The organism is Streptomyces sp. Ag109_O5-1, from assembly GCF_003814875.1.
In the GTDB taxonomy this organism is placed as follows: Bacteria; Actinomycetota; Actinomycetes; order Streptomycetales; family Streptomycetaceae; genus Streptomyces; species Streptomyces sasae.
Genome location: NZ_RKQF01000001.1, coordinates 2348896 through 2365144 on the forward strand (window position 1 = coordinate 2348896; position 16249 = coordinate 2365144).

The 16249-nt window shown below is 67.4% G+C and carries 16 protein-coding genes and 2 pseudogenes; 7 read left to right on the forward strand and 11 right to left on the reverse strand.

Annotation, left to right across the window (positions count from 1 at the left end; genetic code table 11):
- Positions 1–114: 114 nt before the first annotated feature.
- Both EDD90_RS55255 and EDD90_RS55260 read right to left on the reverse strand, forming a co-directional pair.
- Positions 115–1101 (reverse strand): transposase, encoded by a 987-nt coding sequence (locus EDD90_RS55255; RefSeq protein WP_185149027.1) that lies wholly within the window; start codon positions 1099–1101, stop codon positions 115–117.
- Entirely contained in the window at positions 1071–1634 is a 564-nt protein-coding gene (locus EDD90_RS55260) for a transposase (protein WP_185149028.1), read from the reverse strand. Before EDD90_RS55260 ends, EDD90_RS55255 begins: the two co-directional genes overlap by 31 nt.
- Positions 1635–1898: 264 nt before the next feature.
- Here EDD90_RS55260 and EDD90_RS10535 point away from each other — a divergent pair, with 264 nt between their 5' ends.
- Positions 1899–2420 carry a transposase gene (locus EDD90_RS10535; protein WP_260328710.1) on the forward strand — a complete coding sequence of 174 codons (522 nt, stop codon included), beginning with the start codon at positions 1899–1901 and terminating at the stop codon, positions 2418–2420.
- A gap of 142 nt (positions 2421–2562) precedes the next feature.
- Here the strand turns inward: EDD90_RS10535 and EDD90_RS10540 are convergent, their stop codons facing one another.
- On the reverse strand, positions 2563–3543 hold the full coding sequence (locus EDD90_RS10540; RefSeq protein ID WP_123972782.1) for a GlxA family transcriptional regulator: 981 nt from the start codon (positions 3541–3543) through the stop codon (positions 2563–2565).
- 127 nt (positions 3544–3670) lie between these two features.
- Here EDD90_RS10540 and EDD90_RS10545 point away from each other — a divergent pair, with 127 nt between their 5' ends.
- The 4 genes and pseudogenes from EDD90_RS10545 to EDD90_RS10560 all read left to right on the forward strand — a co-directional run.
- The gene (locus tag EDD90_RS10545) at positions 3671–4636 is read left to right on the forward strand and encodes an NADP-dependent oxidoreductase (RefSeq protein ID WP_123981120.1); all 966 of its coding nucleotides are present in this window, start codon (positions 3671–3673) and stop codon (positions 4634–4636) included.
- A 29-nt stretch (positions 4637–4665) separates the two neighbouring features.
- On the forward strand, positions 4666–4986 hold the full coding sequence (locus EDD90_RS10550) for an NIPSNAP family protein (RefSeq protein WP_123972783.1): 321 nt from the start codon (positions 4666–4668) through the stop codon (positions 4984–4986).
- A 69-nt stretch (positions 4987–5055) separates the two neighbouring features.
- Positions 5056–6042, forward strand: a complete 987-nt coding sequence (locus EDD90_RS10555; RefSeq protein ID WP_123972784.1) for an SMP-30/gluconolactonase/LRE family protein — start codon at positions 5056–5058, stop codon at positions 6040–6042.
- 121 nt (positions 6043–6163) lie between these two features.
- A pseudogene (locus EDD90_RS10560) lies at positions 6164–6943 on the forward strand (transposase); the annotation flags it as partial.
- Here EDD90_RS10560 and EDD90_RS58970 read toward each other — a convergent pair.
- The 6 genes from EDD90_RS58970 to EDD90_RS10590 form a co-directional block, all read right to left on the reverse strand.
- On the reverse strand, positions 6894–7214 hold the full coding sequence (locus EDD90_RS58970; protein WP_398928496.1) for an NUDIX domain-containing protein: 321 nt from the start codon (positions 7212–7214) through the stop codon (positions 6894–6896). The pseudogene EDD90_RS10560 and the gene EDD90_RS58970 overlap by 50 nt on opposite strands.
- A gap of 411 nt (positions 7215–7625) precedes the next feature.
- The gene (locus EDD90_RS10570) at positions 7626–9476 is read right to left on the reverse strand and encodes a glycoside hydrolase family 76 protein (RefSeq protein ID WP_123972785.1); all 1851 of its coding nucleotides are present in this window, start codon (positions 9474–9476) and stop codon (positions 7626–7628) included.
- Between the two features lie 191 nt (positions 9477–9667).
- On the reverse strand, positions 9668–10000 hold the full coding sequence (locus EDD90_RS58975; protein WP_123972786.1) for a transposase: 333 nt from the start codon (positions 9998–10000) through the stop codon (positions 9668–9670).
- A 174-nt stretch (positions 10001–10174) separates the two neighbouring features.
- Positions 10175–10606: a transposase family protein gene (locus EDD90_RS58980; protein ID WP_123972787.1), complete on the reverse strand. Its 432-nt coding sequence runs from the start codon at positions 10604–10606 to the stop codon at positions 10175–10177.
- Positions 10607–10792: 186 nt separating this feature from the next.
- Complete coding sequence (locus EDD90_RS10585; protein ID WP_123972788.1) at positions 10793–11185, reverse strand: beta/gamma crystallin domain-containing protein; 393 nt, start codon at positions 11183–11185, stop codon at positions 10793–10795.
- 88 nt (positions 11186–11273) lie between these two features.
- Entirely contained in the window at positions 11274–11609 is a 336-nt protein-coding gene (locus EDD90_RS10590) for a beta/gamma crystallin domain-containing protein (protein WP_123972789.1), read from the reverse strand.
- 1265 nt (positions 11610–12874) lie between these two features.
- Here EDD90_RS10590 and EDD90_RS10595 point away from each other — a divergent pair.
- Together EDD90_RS10595 and EDD90_RS10600 are read left to right on the forward strand one after the other, a co-directional pair.
- A pseudogene (locus tag EDD90_RS10595) lies at positions 12875–13702 on the forward strand (transposase family protein).
- A 101-nt stretch (positions 13703–13803) separates the two neighbouring features.
- Positions 13804–14052 (forward strand): hypothetical protein, encoded by a 249-nt coding sequence (locus EDD90_RS10600; RefSeq protein ID WP_123972790.1) that lies wholly within the window; start codon positions 13804–13806, stop codon positions 14050–14052.
- A 13-nt stretch (positions 14053–14065) separates the two neighbouring features.
- Here EDD90_RS10600 and istB read toward each other — a convergent pair whose 3' ends face one another.
- Both istB and istA read right to left on the reverse strand, forming a co-directional pair.
- Positions 14066–14836, reverse strand: coding sequence for an IS21-like element helper ATPase IstB (gene istB / locus EDD90_RS10605; RefSeq protein WP_123972791.1), 771 nt, complete (start codon positions 14834–14836; stop codon positions 14066–14068).
- Positions 14833–16248, reverse strand: a complete 1416-nt coding sequence (istA, locus tag EDD90_RS10610; RefSeq protein WP_185149591.1) for an IS21 family transposase — start codon at positions 16246–16248, stop codon at positions 14833–14835. Before istA ends, istB begins: the two co-directional genes overlap by 4 nt.
- Position 16249 lies beyond the last annotated feature (1 nt).

Sequence of the window (16249 nt, forward strand, 5' to 3'; positions counted from 1 at the left end):
CCGCAGACGACCTCGCCGACGTTGTCCTACACAGCGATCAAGTCGCGTATCCCAATTAGGAAGCCGGAGGTCCTGCGGTCCTCGCCCCGAGGATCCTGCTGGCCAAATATGCGGTCATGCGGCGAGTGTGAGGTTGAGTCGGGCGAGGTGGCTGGTGCGGGTGTGGTCGAGGGGCTGGCCGTTCCACCAGGCGTCGAGGCGGATCAGGTTGAGGGCGACGGCGGAGTAGACGTGCTCGAGATGGGTCTTCCCCAGCCCGCGGTAGCGGGCCCGGCGGGTGCCGGTGACCGCCATGGCCTGGCGGATGGTGCCCTCGACACCGGCCCGCAGGGCGTACTTCGCCCGCCATTTCTCGTCTTCCTGGGCGGTGTGGTTGGCGTGGATGAGTTCGTGCAGCGGCCTGGGCCGCAGAGTGATCTGGCGGCCCCAACGGGTGGCGTTGGTGCAGACGGCTCTGACGGGGCAGGGGACGCAGTCGGCCTGGTCGAAGCGGACCACGATCACGTCGCGGCCCTTCTGTCTGGCAGGGCTCCAGAACCGGCTGGTGGCGCCCTGGGGGCAGGTGGCCCGGCGGGCGTCCCAGTCGATGGCGAAGGCTTCGCGCTGGTAGCCGGCGTTCTCCCGGTACTGGCGGGACGTGCCCGTCAGCAGCGGCGTGACCAGGGTGATGCCGAAGGCGGCCCGGGCCCCGACGATGAGTTCGATGCTCGCGTAGCCGGAGTCCAGGCAGTGCTCGCCGGGCAGCAGGCCCCGGGCCGCGAGGGCCTGGTGGACGGGTTCGACGAGTTTCACGTCGGGCACGGTCGCATCGGTGGTTGCGACATGGGTGATCATGTTCGGGACCGGGGGACGTGCCCGCCGGCTCTGTCGCAAAGCCTCGTCCTCGGGCCGGGGCGGCTGGCAGACCTCGCTGATGTGCAGTTTGTATCCGGTCCAGCGCAGATCTTCCTTGCCGCCGTAGCGGGCATCAAGGTCATAGGGCGAGGTCAGACGGATTCTGCCGGGCGGGAGACCGTCCTTGTCCGCCTCCCGCCGCTTGACCACCTCCGCTCCGCTGCTGTCGCTGGTGATCAGATAGTTCTGCACGGTGATCTGCCGCAACGTCTGGACCGCAGACAACTCGCGCAGCCACAGTGGCGCAGCCGGATGGTAGACCGCCCGCAGCAGAGCCACCGCGTCGCGGCCGTAGTCCAGAGCGAGCTGGTCCCGCTGGGTCTGGGACCGGGCGGACGCCAGTACGCGACGATCCGCCGCCCGTAACGCCGGTTCCACCCACCGACGTCCAGGGCCCGCGCCACCCAGTCGGGGGCCGCGGCGGACAACGCCTCCAGCGCGGCCCGCACCGTCTCCCCGGCCAGCTCCAGCCGGTTCAACTCCCGCACCGCCGCCAGCACATGCGTGGAATCCGTACGCTGCTTGCCTCCGGCCTTGACCAGGCCCTTCTCCTTCAACGCGGCCAGCAGCAGATCCAGCACCCGCTCCTCCAGGCCGTGCTCGACCACCCGGGCGCGGAACTCCGAGAGCACCGAGGCATCGAAGCCGACGTCCTCCAGCTCCAGACCCAGGCAGTACTTCCACGACAGATCGAACCGAACCCGCTGCACGGCAGCGCGGTCGGTGAGGTTCTCCGCCATGTGCTCCCGACGGCCCCAACGTGATCACGGACGTGGCCACCACCGCGGCCACCACCCACGACAGCCAGGTCCTGCCCGGCATCCATACCCGCCTCGCCCGCCGCGGACTGCTCCCCGCCGAGCACCTGGTCGACACCGGCTACACCTCCCTGCCCCCTGGAACAAGCCACCCGCGAACACCAGGTCACCGTCTCCGGGCCGCTGAAGAGCAACCCCACCCGCCAACACCGCCAAAACGAGGGCTTCGCCCGGGACGACTTCCACATCGACTACGACAAGCAGCAGGTCACCTGCCCCCAGGGCCAGGTCAGCCAGGGCTGGCACGGCCCCTACCCGACCTCCTCACCCACCGCAGCCCCGCTGATCGTGGCACGGTTCACCAAGAGCCAGTGCCGCCCCTGCCCGGCCCGCACCCAGTGCACCAGCACCGCCGACAACGCCCGCACCGTGGGATTTCCCCCGCGAGAGCTCCGCGACCTTCAACTCCGCGTCCGCACGGAACAACAGACACCCGAGTGGAAGGCCCGCTACGCGGTCCGCTCCGGAGTGGAGGGAACCGTCAACGAGTTCGCCCACGGACACGGCATGCGCCGCTGCCGCTACCGAGGACAGGGAAAGGCCCACATCCAGCACGTCCTGACCGCCATCGCCGTCAACATCGAGCGCCTCAGCGGACTGACGCCGACCGAGGAAGCACCCACGCCCCGCCGGCCGACCGCCTTCCAGAACTACCTCGACCAGCGCGAACTACCCCGGCCAAAGTCCTGGCGCACCCTCGGCACCTGACCTCGACCATCCAAGATCACCGACAGAGTGTGCCTGTTCCTGAGCCGGTCATGACAGTCCAGTGCCTGCAACTCCTCGTCATCGATGTTCACGTACAGTGTTTAGCTTAGGGTGTTGTCGCGGCCATGGCCCGGCTGGGTGGTCACTGTGCCGTCATAGGCTCCGGTGCGTTGTGGGCTCGACGGTAGGCCAGTGGTGACAGGCCCAGGTGCGTGTGGAAGTGCTTGCGCAGGGCGACGGGGTCGCCGAAGCCGCAGGCGGTGGCGATCCGTGCGACGGTCAGGTCGGTGGATTCCAGCAGCAGGCGCGCGTGCGCCAGCCGTCGTTGTGCCAGCCACTTCAGCGGGCTGCTGCCCACCTCGCTGCGGAAGCGCCGGGTGAAGGTGCGCACGCTCATGTGCGCGTGGCGGGCCATGTCCTCCAGTGTGATCGGCTCGGCCAGCCGGTCCAGCGCCCACTGGCGGGTCGCCGAGGTAGAGCGGTCGGTGTCCTGCGGTACCGGGTGCTCGATGAACTGCGCCTGGCCGCCCTCGCGCCACGGCGCCACCACGCAGCGCCGCGCGGCGGCCGAGGCCACCGCCGCCCCGTGGTCCAGACGGACCAGGTGCAGGCACAGGTCGATGCCGGCCGCTCCGCCGGCGGACGTCAGGATGCGTCCGTTGTCGACGAACAGGACGTCCGGATCGACGTCGACGTCGGGGAACAGCCGCGCCAGCGCGTCACACAGCGCCCAGTGTGTGGTGGCCCGGCCGCCGTCCAGCAGACCGGCCGCCGCGAGCAGGAAGGCCGAGGTGCACAGGCTGACGATGCGGGTTTGCGGCCCGATCCGGTCCAGTGCCGCGGCGAGTTCCCCGGGAAGCGCTCCGGTCGCGAGCAGGTCCTCGCCGGGCTCCTGCGTGGCGAGGACGACGGTGTCCGCGCTCTCCAGCACCGACTCGTCGTGGTCGACGACGATCCGGTAGTCCTCGTGCGTGCGCACCGGCCGGCCGCCGAGGGAGCAGGTGACGACGGAGTACAGAGGAGTCCCGTCCGGCTCACGGGCCTCGTTGAACACCCGGGCCGGGATGCCCAGATCCAGCGGAAGAACTCCGTCGAGGGCGAGAACAGCGACACGATGCGACATGGCTGGAATGGTACGACAAGCGGCCCTCCGGCCACTCACCCGCCTTGGTAAGCACACGCCACTCTTTGGGTAGCGGGGACGCGGTCCCCGCTGAAGGAAGAGCAAGACAGGCATGAGCGAGGACACCATGAGCGAGGACACCATGCGGGCAGTCACCATCAGCGAGTTCGGCGGAGCGGAGGTGCTGACCCTCGAGGAGGTCGCGCGCCCGGTGCCGCTGCCGACCGAGGTGCTGGTACGCGTGCACGCCGCCGGCGTCAACCCGGTGGACTGGAAGACGCGCGAGGGCGAGGCCGTGGCGGGGCTGCAGACGCTTCCGCTGATCCTGGGCTGGGACGTGTCCGGTGTCGTCGAGGAGGTCGGCTTCGGCGTCACCACCCTGAAGGTCGGCGACGAGGTCTACGGCATGCCGTGGTTCCCGCGCGCCGCCGGCGGCTACGCCGAGTACGTCACCGCACCGGCCCGCCAGTGGGCCCGCAAGCCGGCCGCCCTCGACCACGTGCACGCGGCCGCCGTGCCGCTGGCGGCGCTGACCGCCTGGCAGGCCGTGGTCGACACCGCCCACGTCCAGGCCGGCCAGCGTGTCCTGATCACGGCCGCCGCCGGCGGGGTGGGCCACTTCGCGGTCCAGTTCGCCCGGCACCTGGGCGCCCACGTGATCGCCACCGCCAGCGCCGCCCGCCACCCCTGGCTCAAGGAACTCGGCGCCGACGAGACCATCGACTACACCACCACCCGCTTCGAGGACGTCGTCGAGGACGTCGACGTCGTCATCGACCTGGTGGGCGACGCCCACGACAACACGAGCACCCGCTCGCTGAAGGTCCTGCGCCCGGGCGGCCTGCTGGTCGCCATCCCGGCCGGTGTCTCCCCGGACCTGGCCCAGGCCGCCGAGGCGGCCGGCGTGCGCGTCACTGCGTACCTGGTCGAGCCGGACGGTCCCGCGCTGACCACGATCGCCGGCCTGATCGACGCCGGTGAGGTCGCCGTCGAGGTGGAGGAGACCTTCCCGCTGGAGCAGGCCGGCGCGGCCCACGCCCGTGTCGAGGCCGGCCGCACCCGCGGCAAGGTCGTCCTCACCGTGACCGACTGACCATCCCTGCAAACGTCAGGAGCAGCACCGTGTACTACGAGATCCGCCGCTATCAGGCGCAGCCCGGACGCCGCGAGGAGTGGGTGCGCTACATGGAGGACGTGGTCATCCCGTTCCAGGCCTCGCTGGGCATGGACGTAACCGCCTCCTTCGTCGACGCCGAGGACGAGGACGGCTACGTGTGGATTCGCCGGTTCGAGGACGAGGCCCACAGCGAGGCCCTGTACACAGCCGTGTACGAGCACGACCGCTGGAAGAACGAGATCGGCCCGGTCGTCTACGGCCTGCTGATCCCCGAGAAGTCCGTCATCACCCGTGTGGTCCCCACCCCGGCCTCACCCCTGCGATGACCCGGCTCACGGCCGCTTCATCCACCACCGCACAGCACCGCACAACAGCGAAGAGATAGAACCCAACCCATGAGCAAGACACTCAACCTCGCCGCGGCCGCAGCTGCCGCAACGGCCGTCTTCGTGTCGGCCCCCTACGCGTCGGCCACCGCGGGGCGGGAACACCCCAAGCCGGTCGTCACGGATGTCAAGACCGTCGCCCCGTTCGACTGGTCCGCCGGGGAGGTACCAGAGAACATCACCGTCAACCCGGACAGCACGCTCACTGTCTCCATGCTGGGCAGCTACGCCGGCCAGCGGCCGGAGCTGGTCCGCCTGAGCGCCAACGGACAGCACAAGACGGTGCTGGTGACCGGCGTCCTCGGCGACGGATTCACCGGGAACACCCGTGGCAGCGACGGGACCATCTACTACAACGTGTGGTCCAAGGACGCCTCGCGCGCAGGAGTGTGGAAGCTGCCCCCGGGCGGCCACCCCAGCCGCGTCGCGGCCCTGCCCGCGGACGGCCTGCCGAACGGACTCGCGATCGACCCTGCCGAACGCACACTCTACGTCACCGACAGCATCAAGGGCACGATCTGGGCCGTCCCGGTCGCAGGGGGCCAAGCCAGGGCGTGGCTGACCGACCAGGCTCTCGCGCGGGACCCGAAGGCTCAGCTGTCGTTCGGCGCCAACGGGCTGCGCTACCACAACGGGGCACTGTGGGTCACGAACTTCAACAAGGCCACCCTGCTGCGGATCCCCGTGACCGCTGCCGGCAAGCCGGGCCGCATCCACCAGGTGACCGATGGTGAGGTGGGCATCGACGACTTCAACTTCCTGTCCTCCCGCTCCGACATTGTGTTCACCGCGCGGAACACGCAGAACAAGGTGGACATGGTCTACCCGAACGGCACGAAGGTCACCGTGCTCACTGCGGCCGACGGGCTGGCCAGCCCCACCGCCACCGCCGTACGCGGCCACGAGCTCTACATCACCGACGCGGGCCTCGCCGCCCCGCACCACGCACAGCTGCAGGGTGCCCGGATCAACCTCGCGCGGTTGCAGGGCCGCTGACCGTGCAGCGCCGGAGCCACGGCCTCACACATCGCCCCTGTTCCCATATTGACCCCGGCTATTCAGCGGAATTAAGGGATCTGACGCCCCGATAGCAGAAAGGTGCCGTTGACCTGCGAGGATGCGAGTGTCTAGAACGTATCCGCTGCGGGAGCAAGGCACCTTTCTGGTGGTCGAGAGCACAGGGTGGGACCGTCGGCTGCCCGTGGTGGCTGACGGGAAGAGGCTGATCGGTCATGCCGGGGCGGTGCTGCTGCGCCGGTGTGCGGACCGGACGGGGCTGACGGAGGCGCTGGCGAAGGTGCTGCCGTCCAGTGCGGTGGCCGGCTGGCGGGACCGGGCAGGGTTGCTGGTGCACCTGGCGCTCGCGATCGTGCTCGGGGCGTCGAATCTGTCGGAGGCCGAGCAGCTCCAGCTTCACCATCGGCCACTGTTCGGGCCCGAGGCATCGGACTCGACTGCCCGCCGTGCTCTTGCCGCGCTTGACGAGGCCGCCCTGGCGAAGATCGCCAAGGTGCGGGCGAGGGTGCGTCGGCACGTGTGGGGCCTGCTGCATCTTCGGCCGGGCGGCTTCCCCTGGCTGGTCGTGGCGGGCAAGCGGCTGTGCGGCTGGATCGTCATCGACCTCGACGCGACGGTCATCACCTCCGCCTCGAAGAAGGCCGGGGCAGCGGTCACCTTCAAGAAGACGTTCGGGTTTGATCCGCTGGCCGCGTGGTGCGCGAACACCACGGAGTCCCTGTCCATGCTGCTGCGGCCGGGAAATGCCGGTGCGAACACGGTGGCCGACCACATCGCCGTGCTCACCGACGCCCTCGCGCAGATCCCCGGATCGTCGGCCGCGAAGATCCTCATCCGGGTGGACGGAGCCGGGGCCACGCATGGGCTGCTCGAACACCTGGAGGCGTTGAACACCACACGGCGCACAGTCCGTTACACCGTCGGCTGGAAGATCTGCGCACTTCCTCCGCGACTTCCCGCAATACTGCCTCTTCCAGCGGCTCCTCCGGGGCCACACCCCCCGCCGGGACGTGCGTGCCGGGCGGCAGGTCCGCATCGTGGTCGAACACGAGCAACTCCACCGACCGTCCCGCGCGCCGGCGCAGCACGTAGGCAGCCACCCGGATACGCAACGTCAACTCCCGCATTCCCGCAGCGTAGGGGTTACACATCCTCGATCACGTGAGATCCCCCTCGATCGAAGAGACAGGCCCTAGAAGCGGACGAAGAGGTCATGCCAAAACCGTGCCAGATCGTGCAGCGAATGACGGGGACCAGGGCTCCAGCCAGTCGAGCCCCAGAGCCGCTCCGCCGCAGGTCAGCCAAGCAACGACCACCAAGGACCCCAAGCTTCCCAGACTGATGGCCCTGCCGTTCGTCGGGGCTGCGGCGCTGAGGCTTCCCTAGGAGAGAGCAGAGAGCCGTCCGTCGTCGCGTCACGCGATTCCGCGGCCAGTCACAGAGGGTCGGTGGCATCCTCCTTGGACTGCGCCTCGGTGACGTCTTCCCCAACGAGTACTCCAGCGCGACAGCGTCGCGCTGGAGCTCGGCTCCTTACGGGCCCACTAGGCCCCCGCACGGGCTCACAGACCGTCCGCGGCTGTGAGTGCTTCGAGGGCGCTGGCCTGCGTGCGCCAGTCGGTCTGGTTGGGTGCGCTGCCGGCCCAGCGTTGGCCGAGCCGGCTGAGTGAGTCCCGGTCGGCCGCCCAGATGGAGTCGGCCTGGTTCTTGATGTACGCCCGGTAGGTGGCGGACCCGGTGGCGTCGGCCAGGTCGGCCAGATGCCGGATGAAGATTCCCTTGAACTGTTTCTGGTTGTCGTCGCAGGAGTTGGTGCCGGTGTCGCAGGACTCGGTGAGAATGCCGTCACGGGTCAGCTGGGGTGAGGAGGTCGCGGCGTCGGCCAGGTGCTTCGCGGCGTCCAGGTAGCGGTTGTTGCCGGTGGAGCGCCACAGCTGGGTGAAGGCTCCGATGGCCAGTCCTTGGTTGTAGCTCCACACGGTCTGGCCGTTGTTCGAGCAACTGGTGTTCAGTCCGTCGTTGACCAGGCCCGAGGAGTTGATCAGCCCGCTGTTCAGGTACCAGTCGGCGGCCGTGGTGGCGCGCTGGCCCCAGGCGGTGTCGCCGCTGATCCGCTGGTGCAGTGCGGTGGTCAGCCACAGATACAGTCCGTTGGTGACGGCGTTCTTGTAGGTGCGTTCCCGGTCCCACCACACACCGCCGCCGCACGTACCGGTGTCCCAGTACTGGTGGACGTAGTTCGTGATCGTGACTGCCTCGTCCAGGTAACGGCGGTCACCCGTGTAGTCGTACGCGGACAACCAGGTCACCGCCCACCAGCCGGAGTCGTCGATCGCCCGGCTGATGAAGTCCCCCTCGACCGGATCCGAGCTGCGCACGCCCGCCGCGAACGCGCCCCGGTTCTGCTCGAACGTCCGGGCGATCACCCAGTCGTAGTCGTGTCGCCCGGTGCGCTCGGCGAAATCGATGACCGAGGTGAGCGCGACCGCCGAGTTCCACCAACTGCTGGGCCACCAACCCTCGTTGGTCTGGTACGAGGCCATCAGCGCGTCTACCGCCGCTCGTGGCCGGCTCGGCGCGGGCCGGACCCAGGTGGTACAACTGCCCTCCTGATGGGACGCCTCCCGGCCGCACGCGCGCACCGCCCCGCCGTACATCAGGCCGCGTGGGTCCCGGGTGGCGAACATGGCCGTGCGGGTCGAGGTCGCGCCGGAGGGCACACTGGTGCGACCGAGGGAGGATCCCTCCGGCCAGGTGGCACCGCCGTCCCAGGAACGGTCGAGCCAGATCTCGTCCCCCGGGCCGCCGGCCGCGATGACACCCCAGGCCATCGCGTTCTTCTGGTCGACGTGCAGGCTGATGGTCCGTCCGAAGAGTGTGGTCGAGGGGACGGGGGTGTCGTCGCCTGCCGCGTCGGCGGGGTCGGCGCCGTCGCAGGACGTGCCGTCGCACACTGTCGGGTTCACCCAGTCGGTGCAGGACACCGTGCCGGCGTCACCGCACGCCCGAATCCAGCCGCGCCGGTGCCCCACCGGGTCGGTGATGTTGTACATGAGCGTGCGCGTGCCGGTCCACATACTCGGGATGCTCGCCTTCCCCAGCATCGGCTCCCAGGTCGCGCCCCGGTCCCAGGACCGGTCCAGCCAGACCGCGTCACCGGTCACGCCGTTATCGATGCTCGCCCAGGCCATGTCGTCCGGGCCGGAGACGTGCAGCCGAAGAATCCGCCCGTTGACGTTCCTGTCGGCGACGGGGAAGGTCTCCCGCTGGGCCTTGGAGGGATCGAGGGTGTCGCAGGCCAGCGCGCACACCTGCGTGGCCGCATGGGAGGTGGCGGGGACCGCGACGAGCGCGGCCAGCGCGAGGGCCAGGGCCAGCAGTGCGCTGACAGCGCGGGGTAACCGCAGGGTCATGACGGAGTACGCCTTTCCAGGGCTGTGCGCGGAACGGACGGAACGGGGACATCTCCTCATCGGCCGCCGACAGCACCGCGGTTCATCGATGCGTCAGGGCCTTGACGGGTGGCTCCGCACGTCAGGGGCGGCGATCGGGCAGGACCGCCGTCCCTCGTAGGTGCCGGTTGTTCAGAGAATCCTGATCTTGTCTATACGGACCCCGCCGGGGTTGTGATCCCAGACGAAGTAGGTCCGCTTGTTGATCGGGGCACGGGCTGCCACCTACCGTCGCCGTGCCACTGGACCTGGTTGTTGCCCAGGGCGATTGCAAAGTCCGTTGATCGCGTGTTACGGATCTTGGAGGCGTCCTCGCGGAAGGCGGTATCGCGGACGAAGTGGAGCCTGTTTTCGATCACCCAGTGCGCCCTCAAGATCTTCACGATGCGCTCCGGGGATGCCTGGCGGCTGGTCAGGTCGGTGATGACGTAGACGGTCTCGCGGCTCTGCTTGCCCGACTTGGTGTCGGGTGCTGTCGCGTACAACCTTGGCGACCTGGGCGGCGTGCGGGAAGTCGACGCCGAGGTCGGTGACGGTCAGGGCCTGCACGACCCGGGTCACCTTACGTCCGTGGCCGGTGGTGCGGTCGTAGAACGTCGCCGTCGCCTTCTCCCAGGTCAGGATGCTCAGCTGGGTGTGGAGGTTCTTCTGATTGCGTTTCACGGTGAAGGCGTAGTGGGCCTTCTTCGTTTCCACGAGGAAGCGGCGTGGTCGCGCAGGGTGTGCAGGGCATCGCCGGTCACGGTGACGCCTCGCGGGTCATAGGGGTCCAGGAGAGCCCTTGATAACTCGGCGGGTCGTCGCACCGCTGGGCGGGATGCGCACATCCAGGGCGGTTGCGTTGCGGGCACCAGCCGGGCCAGAACCTCCTGCCGGGCGTCGATGGCCGCCTTATCGATCGCAACAAAGCTCCTCGCCCCGGTCATCACGGCGGAACAGGCGATCAGCAGCACTGCCACGAAGGGGTGACGCTTCCCGCGTCGGCACCGCGGATCGGCCAGCGTGGCCAGCCGCTTGGCCAGCGGACCCGTCACACAGTGCTGACGGGCGGGCGACTTGACCAGACAGACGGTGGCAGAGGGACGACACATCGAAGCTCCGTTGGGCGCAGGCGACTTGGCAAGGTCACCTCCACAACGGAGCTTCGTGGCGTCCAGTCGCGCACCCTCCCGACATCGTCACACCGCAGTGACCTGCACACTCACGAGATCACCGCGACTTTGCAATCGCCCTGGAACGGAAAGTGATCCAGAACCACGGTTCACGGAACGGCGACATCAGAGAATCCTGATCCTGTCGATGTCAACCCCACCGGGGTTGTTCGGCCAGGTGAAGACGGTGTTCTTGTCGATCCCGCCGCTGGGCTGCCACTTTCCGTCCCCGTGCCACTGGACACGGTTGTTGCCGGTCGAGATGCGCGTAATCCAGACATCCCAATACCCTGCCGGGGTTATCTCCACCTCTCCAGCATTGGCGAAACACAGCGTGCGATAGTTCACCGCTTGGCCGGTGTCGGTGGAGTCGTGGAGGTCGATCTTCAGGAAGTCACTCCGGCTGCAGTCGGCTGGATTGATTGCGAACGCCTGCGGCGTTGTGGCGACAGTGAGTGAGGCCACCGCTGCGAAGGTCACCAGCGAGGACAGAGCCACACGTTTGATTCCAAAATTCATGGAAGGTCTCCTCTGAGGGAAGGAACGAAAGCGGAGCGACAAGCCGGGACGAACTAGCCCGACTTACCGTCCCTGAAGATTCAATCAATTACTTGATCACGAGCGTTTGCAGCTTCACGGTGCCCACCGTGGGCCAGGTGATGACGTGCCAGCGCGCCAAGTCATAGTAATTTCCATCGGCTGCCCAGGTAATGTCGTTGTTGCCAGTACTGATCTTGCTGGCCCAGAATGATTCCCGGCGAAAGTCGTACGATCCGGCGTTCGCGAAGCAGTGATCCGCGTTGTAATTCTCCGTGATGCGGACGAAGTCTGTGCGGTTTCCGCAGTCCACCTTGTCCATGGCAGAGGCGGGGGTGGTGACGACCGTGGTGAGCGCGGCGGCCAGGAATGCCGTCGCCGCAACTTTCTTGAAGCTCAACTTCACTTAAGTGCCTCGATTCCTTGAATGCAGAGGCCCAGGCTGACGCCCGAGCCGGGTCGACCGATTTTCGACCCGCCCGTGACTGGATGCAGACTTGCAGACGTATCCCCGGTCAATCAACCAGGAGCCGTCTCGATTAGTCGTTCTTCTAAAACGGCGGTGTGCGAGTTGGTAGGTGATTTATCGTCACCTGAACGTGTGGGGCTGCGGCAGTCCAGCCCTCACGGCGGAACAGGCGATCAGCAGCACTGCCGCGAAGGGGTGGCCGGCGACTTGACCAGACAGAGAATCTTTCCCAGTAAGCGTCCGTCGCTCGCTGTGATCGCGATGCTTGCGCTGCGGCCCGCGCGGTCCCCAAGTCCGGGCAGACGTATGGCGCTTGGCAAGAATCTTGCATGAATGTGAAGCCGTAGCCGCCACGGCACCTGCACAGCAACTACCCTCGTCATGCTGCCGCGCCTTTTAAACGTTTGGGAATGTGGCGGTTCGATGAATCCTCGACATTGCGCCAGTCTCCCGTACGTCATTCATACCTCCACAAGCAAGGGGAATAGCACGTGAAACGGGCATTCAAGCGGACACTTCAGGTCGCGCTGACGACATTCGTTGCCACAGCCACCATGGGGGTGTTCGCGACGAGCGCATACGCCGGCGATAACACCTGGATCAGCGACAATTCCGGTAGGTGCATCACTATCATCGGTGGAGGCAACCTAAGAGGTGATCAGTGCAGCTGGGGTAACAAGGGACAGTTGTGGGAGCGGGACGGGTCCCAAATCAAGCACGCTTACTCGAATCAGTGTCTCGATAGTAACTGGCAGGGCCAGGTTTACTGGGGGGAATGCAACGGCGGCAATTTCCAGAACTGGGACTACTTCGACGAGAGCGGTGGCTGGGTTCGCGTACAGGACGCGGAGACCAAACTTTGGCTGAAATGGTGCGCCGTGAGTAGCAGCGGCGGGTATTTGCCGTGCACGATATCTAGATCCGACTATAGCTATTTTTGGAGTTTCTACGGTGGCGAGTAGTCGTCGCGCACGGCTTCAACCGCGATCTACTGCGTGAATTCTGATCACGGGTGTCGGGTGGGTTCCTGATGTTTCTTCGGGATGCGGGCAGCGGTGAGTGAGTCTTTCCCCGTGAGCGCCGGTCGCTCTCTGTGATCGCGATGTTTCCGCTACGGCCCGTGCGGTCCCCAAGTCCGGGCAGGCGTAAGGCCCCTGGTAGGAACGATCTTGCGACGGATTGTTCTGACCGAGGGGCCTCACGTGTCGACCAGTGTCACATACACCGCGGTGCTCGATGTGAAGCGGTCCACCGCCGAGCACCTGGCCCGGCTGCTGCGCGACCACCGCATCGCGGCCGGAACCCGCAGGGGCAGGCGGGCGCTGGGTTGCTTCCGGGAGGCAGTGCTCGTCCTGCGCTGGTTCACCGACAACGCCCGCCTTTCCCAACTCGCCCGCGACAATGGTCTGTCGGTCTCCACCGCATACCGCTACCTCTATGAGGGACTGACCGTTTTGGCAGCCGGGGCGCCGGATCCTGCGACTGCGCTGGAACGCGCGAAGGCGGCCGGCTTGACGCATCTGAACCTCGACGGCACCGTCATCCGCACCGATCGCGTCGCCGCCCCCGGCCCCAACGGCGCGGACCTGTAGTGGTCCGGGAAACACCGGCATCACGGTGGGAACGTGCAGGTCATCTCCACCCCGGACGGCTGGCCGATCTGGGTCTCCCCAGTCCGCCCAGGCAGGGAACACGACACCACCTGCGCCCGCCACCACGGCCTGATCGACGCCCTCAACCGCATAGCTGCCGAACTCGACATGCCGACCCTCGTCGACCTCGGTTACGAGAACGCCGGCGACGGATTCCGCCACCCGCACAAGAAGCCCGCCGGAGGCAAGCTGACCGAGGCCCAGCAGACCTACAACAAGGTCATCCGAGGCATCCACGGCGTCTGCGAGCGCGCCAACTCCCTTCTCAAGACCACCTTCAAGGCCCTCCGACGGGTCAGCCTCGACCCCAGCCGCATCACGAAGATCGCCGCCGCAGCCCTCGTCCTACTCCAGCTCGAGTACGACCGCACCATCTGACACGGCAGCTGTAGTTCTTGATCGTTGATGCGTTGGTGCTGGTCAACAGGGTGCTGGGGTGGCCGCGAGCAAGGGAACGGCCACCATGATCATGAACGTTTGTGACGACGTATCAAGAACAGGTGGCCGTGGAGGCCACGATAGCCGGGCAGGAGTGGACGGCGGCACTCGGGACGGTGATGGCCGAGGTCGCGGACTGCTTCCCGCGCCGCGAACCACGGCTGCTGGCACGGGAGATGACCCAGGGGCTGCTGATGGAACTGGACACGCGTAACTGCTGGACGCTCGCCGAGGCCCTGGGCCACTCGGTGTCGGCGTACGAGTTGAAGTGCAGAGCCGCGTACGGATAAACGTGCAGAGGTGTCAGGCGACCTCGTTCTCGCGCTCGATGGCCTTGAGGCGGTTCTTGAGCCGGTAGCTGGGTCCGTTGATGGAGATCACTTCGCAGTGGTGCAGGAGGCGGTCGAGGATGGCGGTGGCGAGGACCTCGTCGCCGAAGACCTGGCCCCACTCACTGAAGGTCTTGTTCGAGATCAGGATGATCGAGCCCTTCTCGTATCGCTTGGAGATGACCTGGAAGACCAGGTTCGCCTCGGCGCGTTCGAGGGGCTGGTAGCCGACTTCGTCGACAACGAGGACGCCGGGCCGCAGGTAGCTGCCGAGTTTGCTGGTCAGCCGGCCTGCGGCCTCGGAGGTCTTGAGGTTGCGGACCATGTCGTCGAGGCTGGTGAAGTAGATCGAGTAGCCGGCCCGGCAGGCGGCGACCGCGAGGGCGACGGCGATGTGCGTCTTGCCGACCCCGGGCGGCCCGAGCAGGGCCGCGTTTGCCTTGGCCTCGACGAAGGACAGCGTCGCGAGGTCCTTGACCTTGCGCGGATCGAGTTCGGGCTGGAAGGAGAAGTCGTACTCGTCGATCGTTTTGTGGTGCGGCAGTTTCGAGGTCCGCAGTCCGCTGCGGAAGCGGCGGTCGTCCCGGACGGCGAGTTCCTCGGACAGCACCAGGTCGAGGAAGTCGAGATAGCCGAGTTTCCCCTCGTCGGCCCGCCGGGTGTACTCGTTGATCGTTTCTGCCAGGTGGGGCAGACCGAGTTTGCCGGCGGTGGTGCGGATGCGGGTGCTGACCAGCTCGCTCAAGAGGATTCCTTCGTCGCTCGGTTGGTGGTGAAGGGGCGGGTGCCGGTGAGCTCGTCATAGACCGACAAGGGCCGGCGGCCGACCTCGACGCGGGTGGCCGCGGCCCGGTTCAGCAGAGCCTGCAACGGACCGGTCTCCTCGCCGCGGGGCTGCGGGCGGGGCCGCGGCGGGACATCTCCGGTGGTGGTCCGGCGTCCCTGGCCGGTGGGCAGGCCGTCCCAGTGCCTCTCCTCGACGACACGCACCCCGCGCCCGACTGCCCGCGGATGCGACGCCAGGAGCGTCTCGCCGCTGGCGTCCGGAGCGGTGGAGTGCACCATGACCTGTGACTTCGTGGCCCGGATCTCCACAAGCTGGCGTGGACGGACGCGGCGGGCGGGCACCGAGTAGAGGTTGCCGCCGAAGGCGACCAGGCAGTCCTTGCCGACCGGCCGCAGGTGCCGCTCGGCCACCAGATACGGAGTCGGCGGCAGCGGTTTGAGGGCCGCGTGCTCACGGGCCGCCCGCTCGCCGATGACCTCCCGGTGCGTCTTGTGGATCTGCGACCGCCGCCGGGGCACCCAAGCCGTGAACGCGGCGTCCATCTCCTCGACGCAGGAGAAGGCCCGTCCGGACAGAACGTGGTCGCGGACGATCAGCACCTGGCGTTCGACGCGGCCTTTGCCGGTGGGCCGGTAGGCGGCCAGGACGTCGATGTCGAAGTCGTAGTGGCCGGCGAAGCCGACCGCCTCCGGGTGCAGTGGCACCGCCTCTCCTGGGGCGACGTGGCGGCGGACAACGGTCTTGGTGCGGTCATAGACGATCGTCATCGGCACCCCGCCGAAATGGGCAAATGCCCGGCGGTGGCAGTCAAAGAAGGTCTGCAGGTCCTGACTGGTGGTGAAGCAGCAGAACGGGTCGCGCGAGTACGACAGGACCATGTGGAACGAGTAGACCTTCGCGATGCCCATGTGGGTGAGGATCTTGCCCTCGTCGCCCCAGTCCACTTGCGCCTGGGCGCCGGGGATGACCTCGAAGCGGCGGTGCATGCCCGCCAGCTCCTTCGGCGTGATGCCGAGTTCTTCCGCGACCCGGGGGCGGGCTTCCTGGACATAGAGCTTGACCCGCTGGTAGTTCCCGGTGAACCCGTACTCCTGGGTGAGGCGTTCGTGGATGACCGCGGCCTTCATCAGGATCTCCGCCCGCAGCATCGAGTCGACCAGCGGCGCGAACTCGTCGATCACCCTCGCCCGCACCCGTCCGTTCGGCGACCGGCGCGGAGGCGACGCGGGCCCGTCGGCGGACAGGTACTTGCTGACGGTCCGCCAGTTCAGCCCGGTCTCCTTGGCGACCTCCGACAAGTTCATCGCACCGGACTCGACCAGGCCGCGAAAACGCCGGAGTTCCAGCCAGCGTTCCGGGTCCAGGACCACG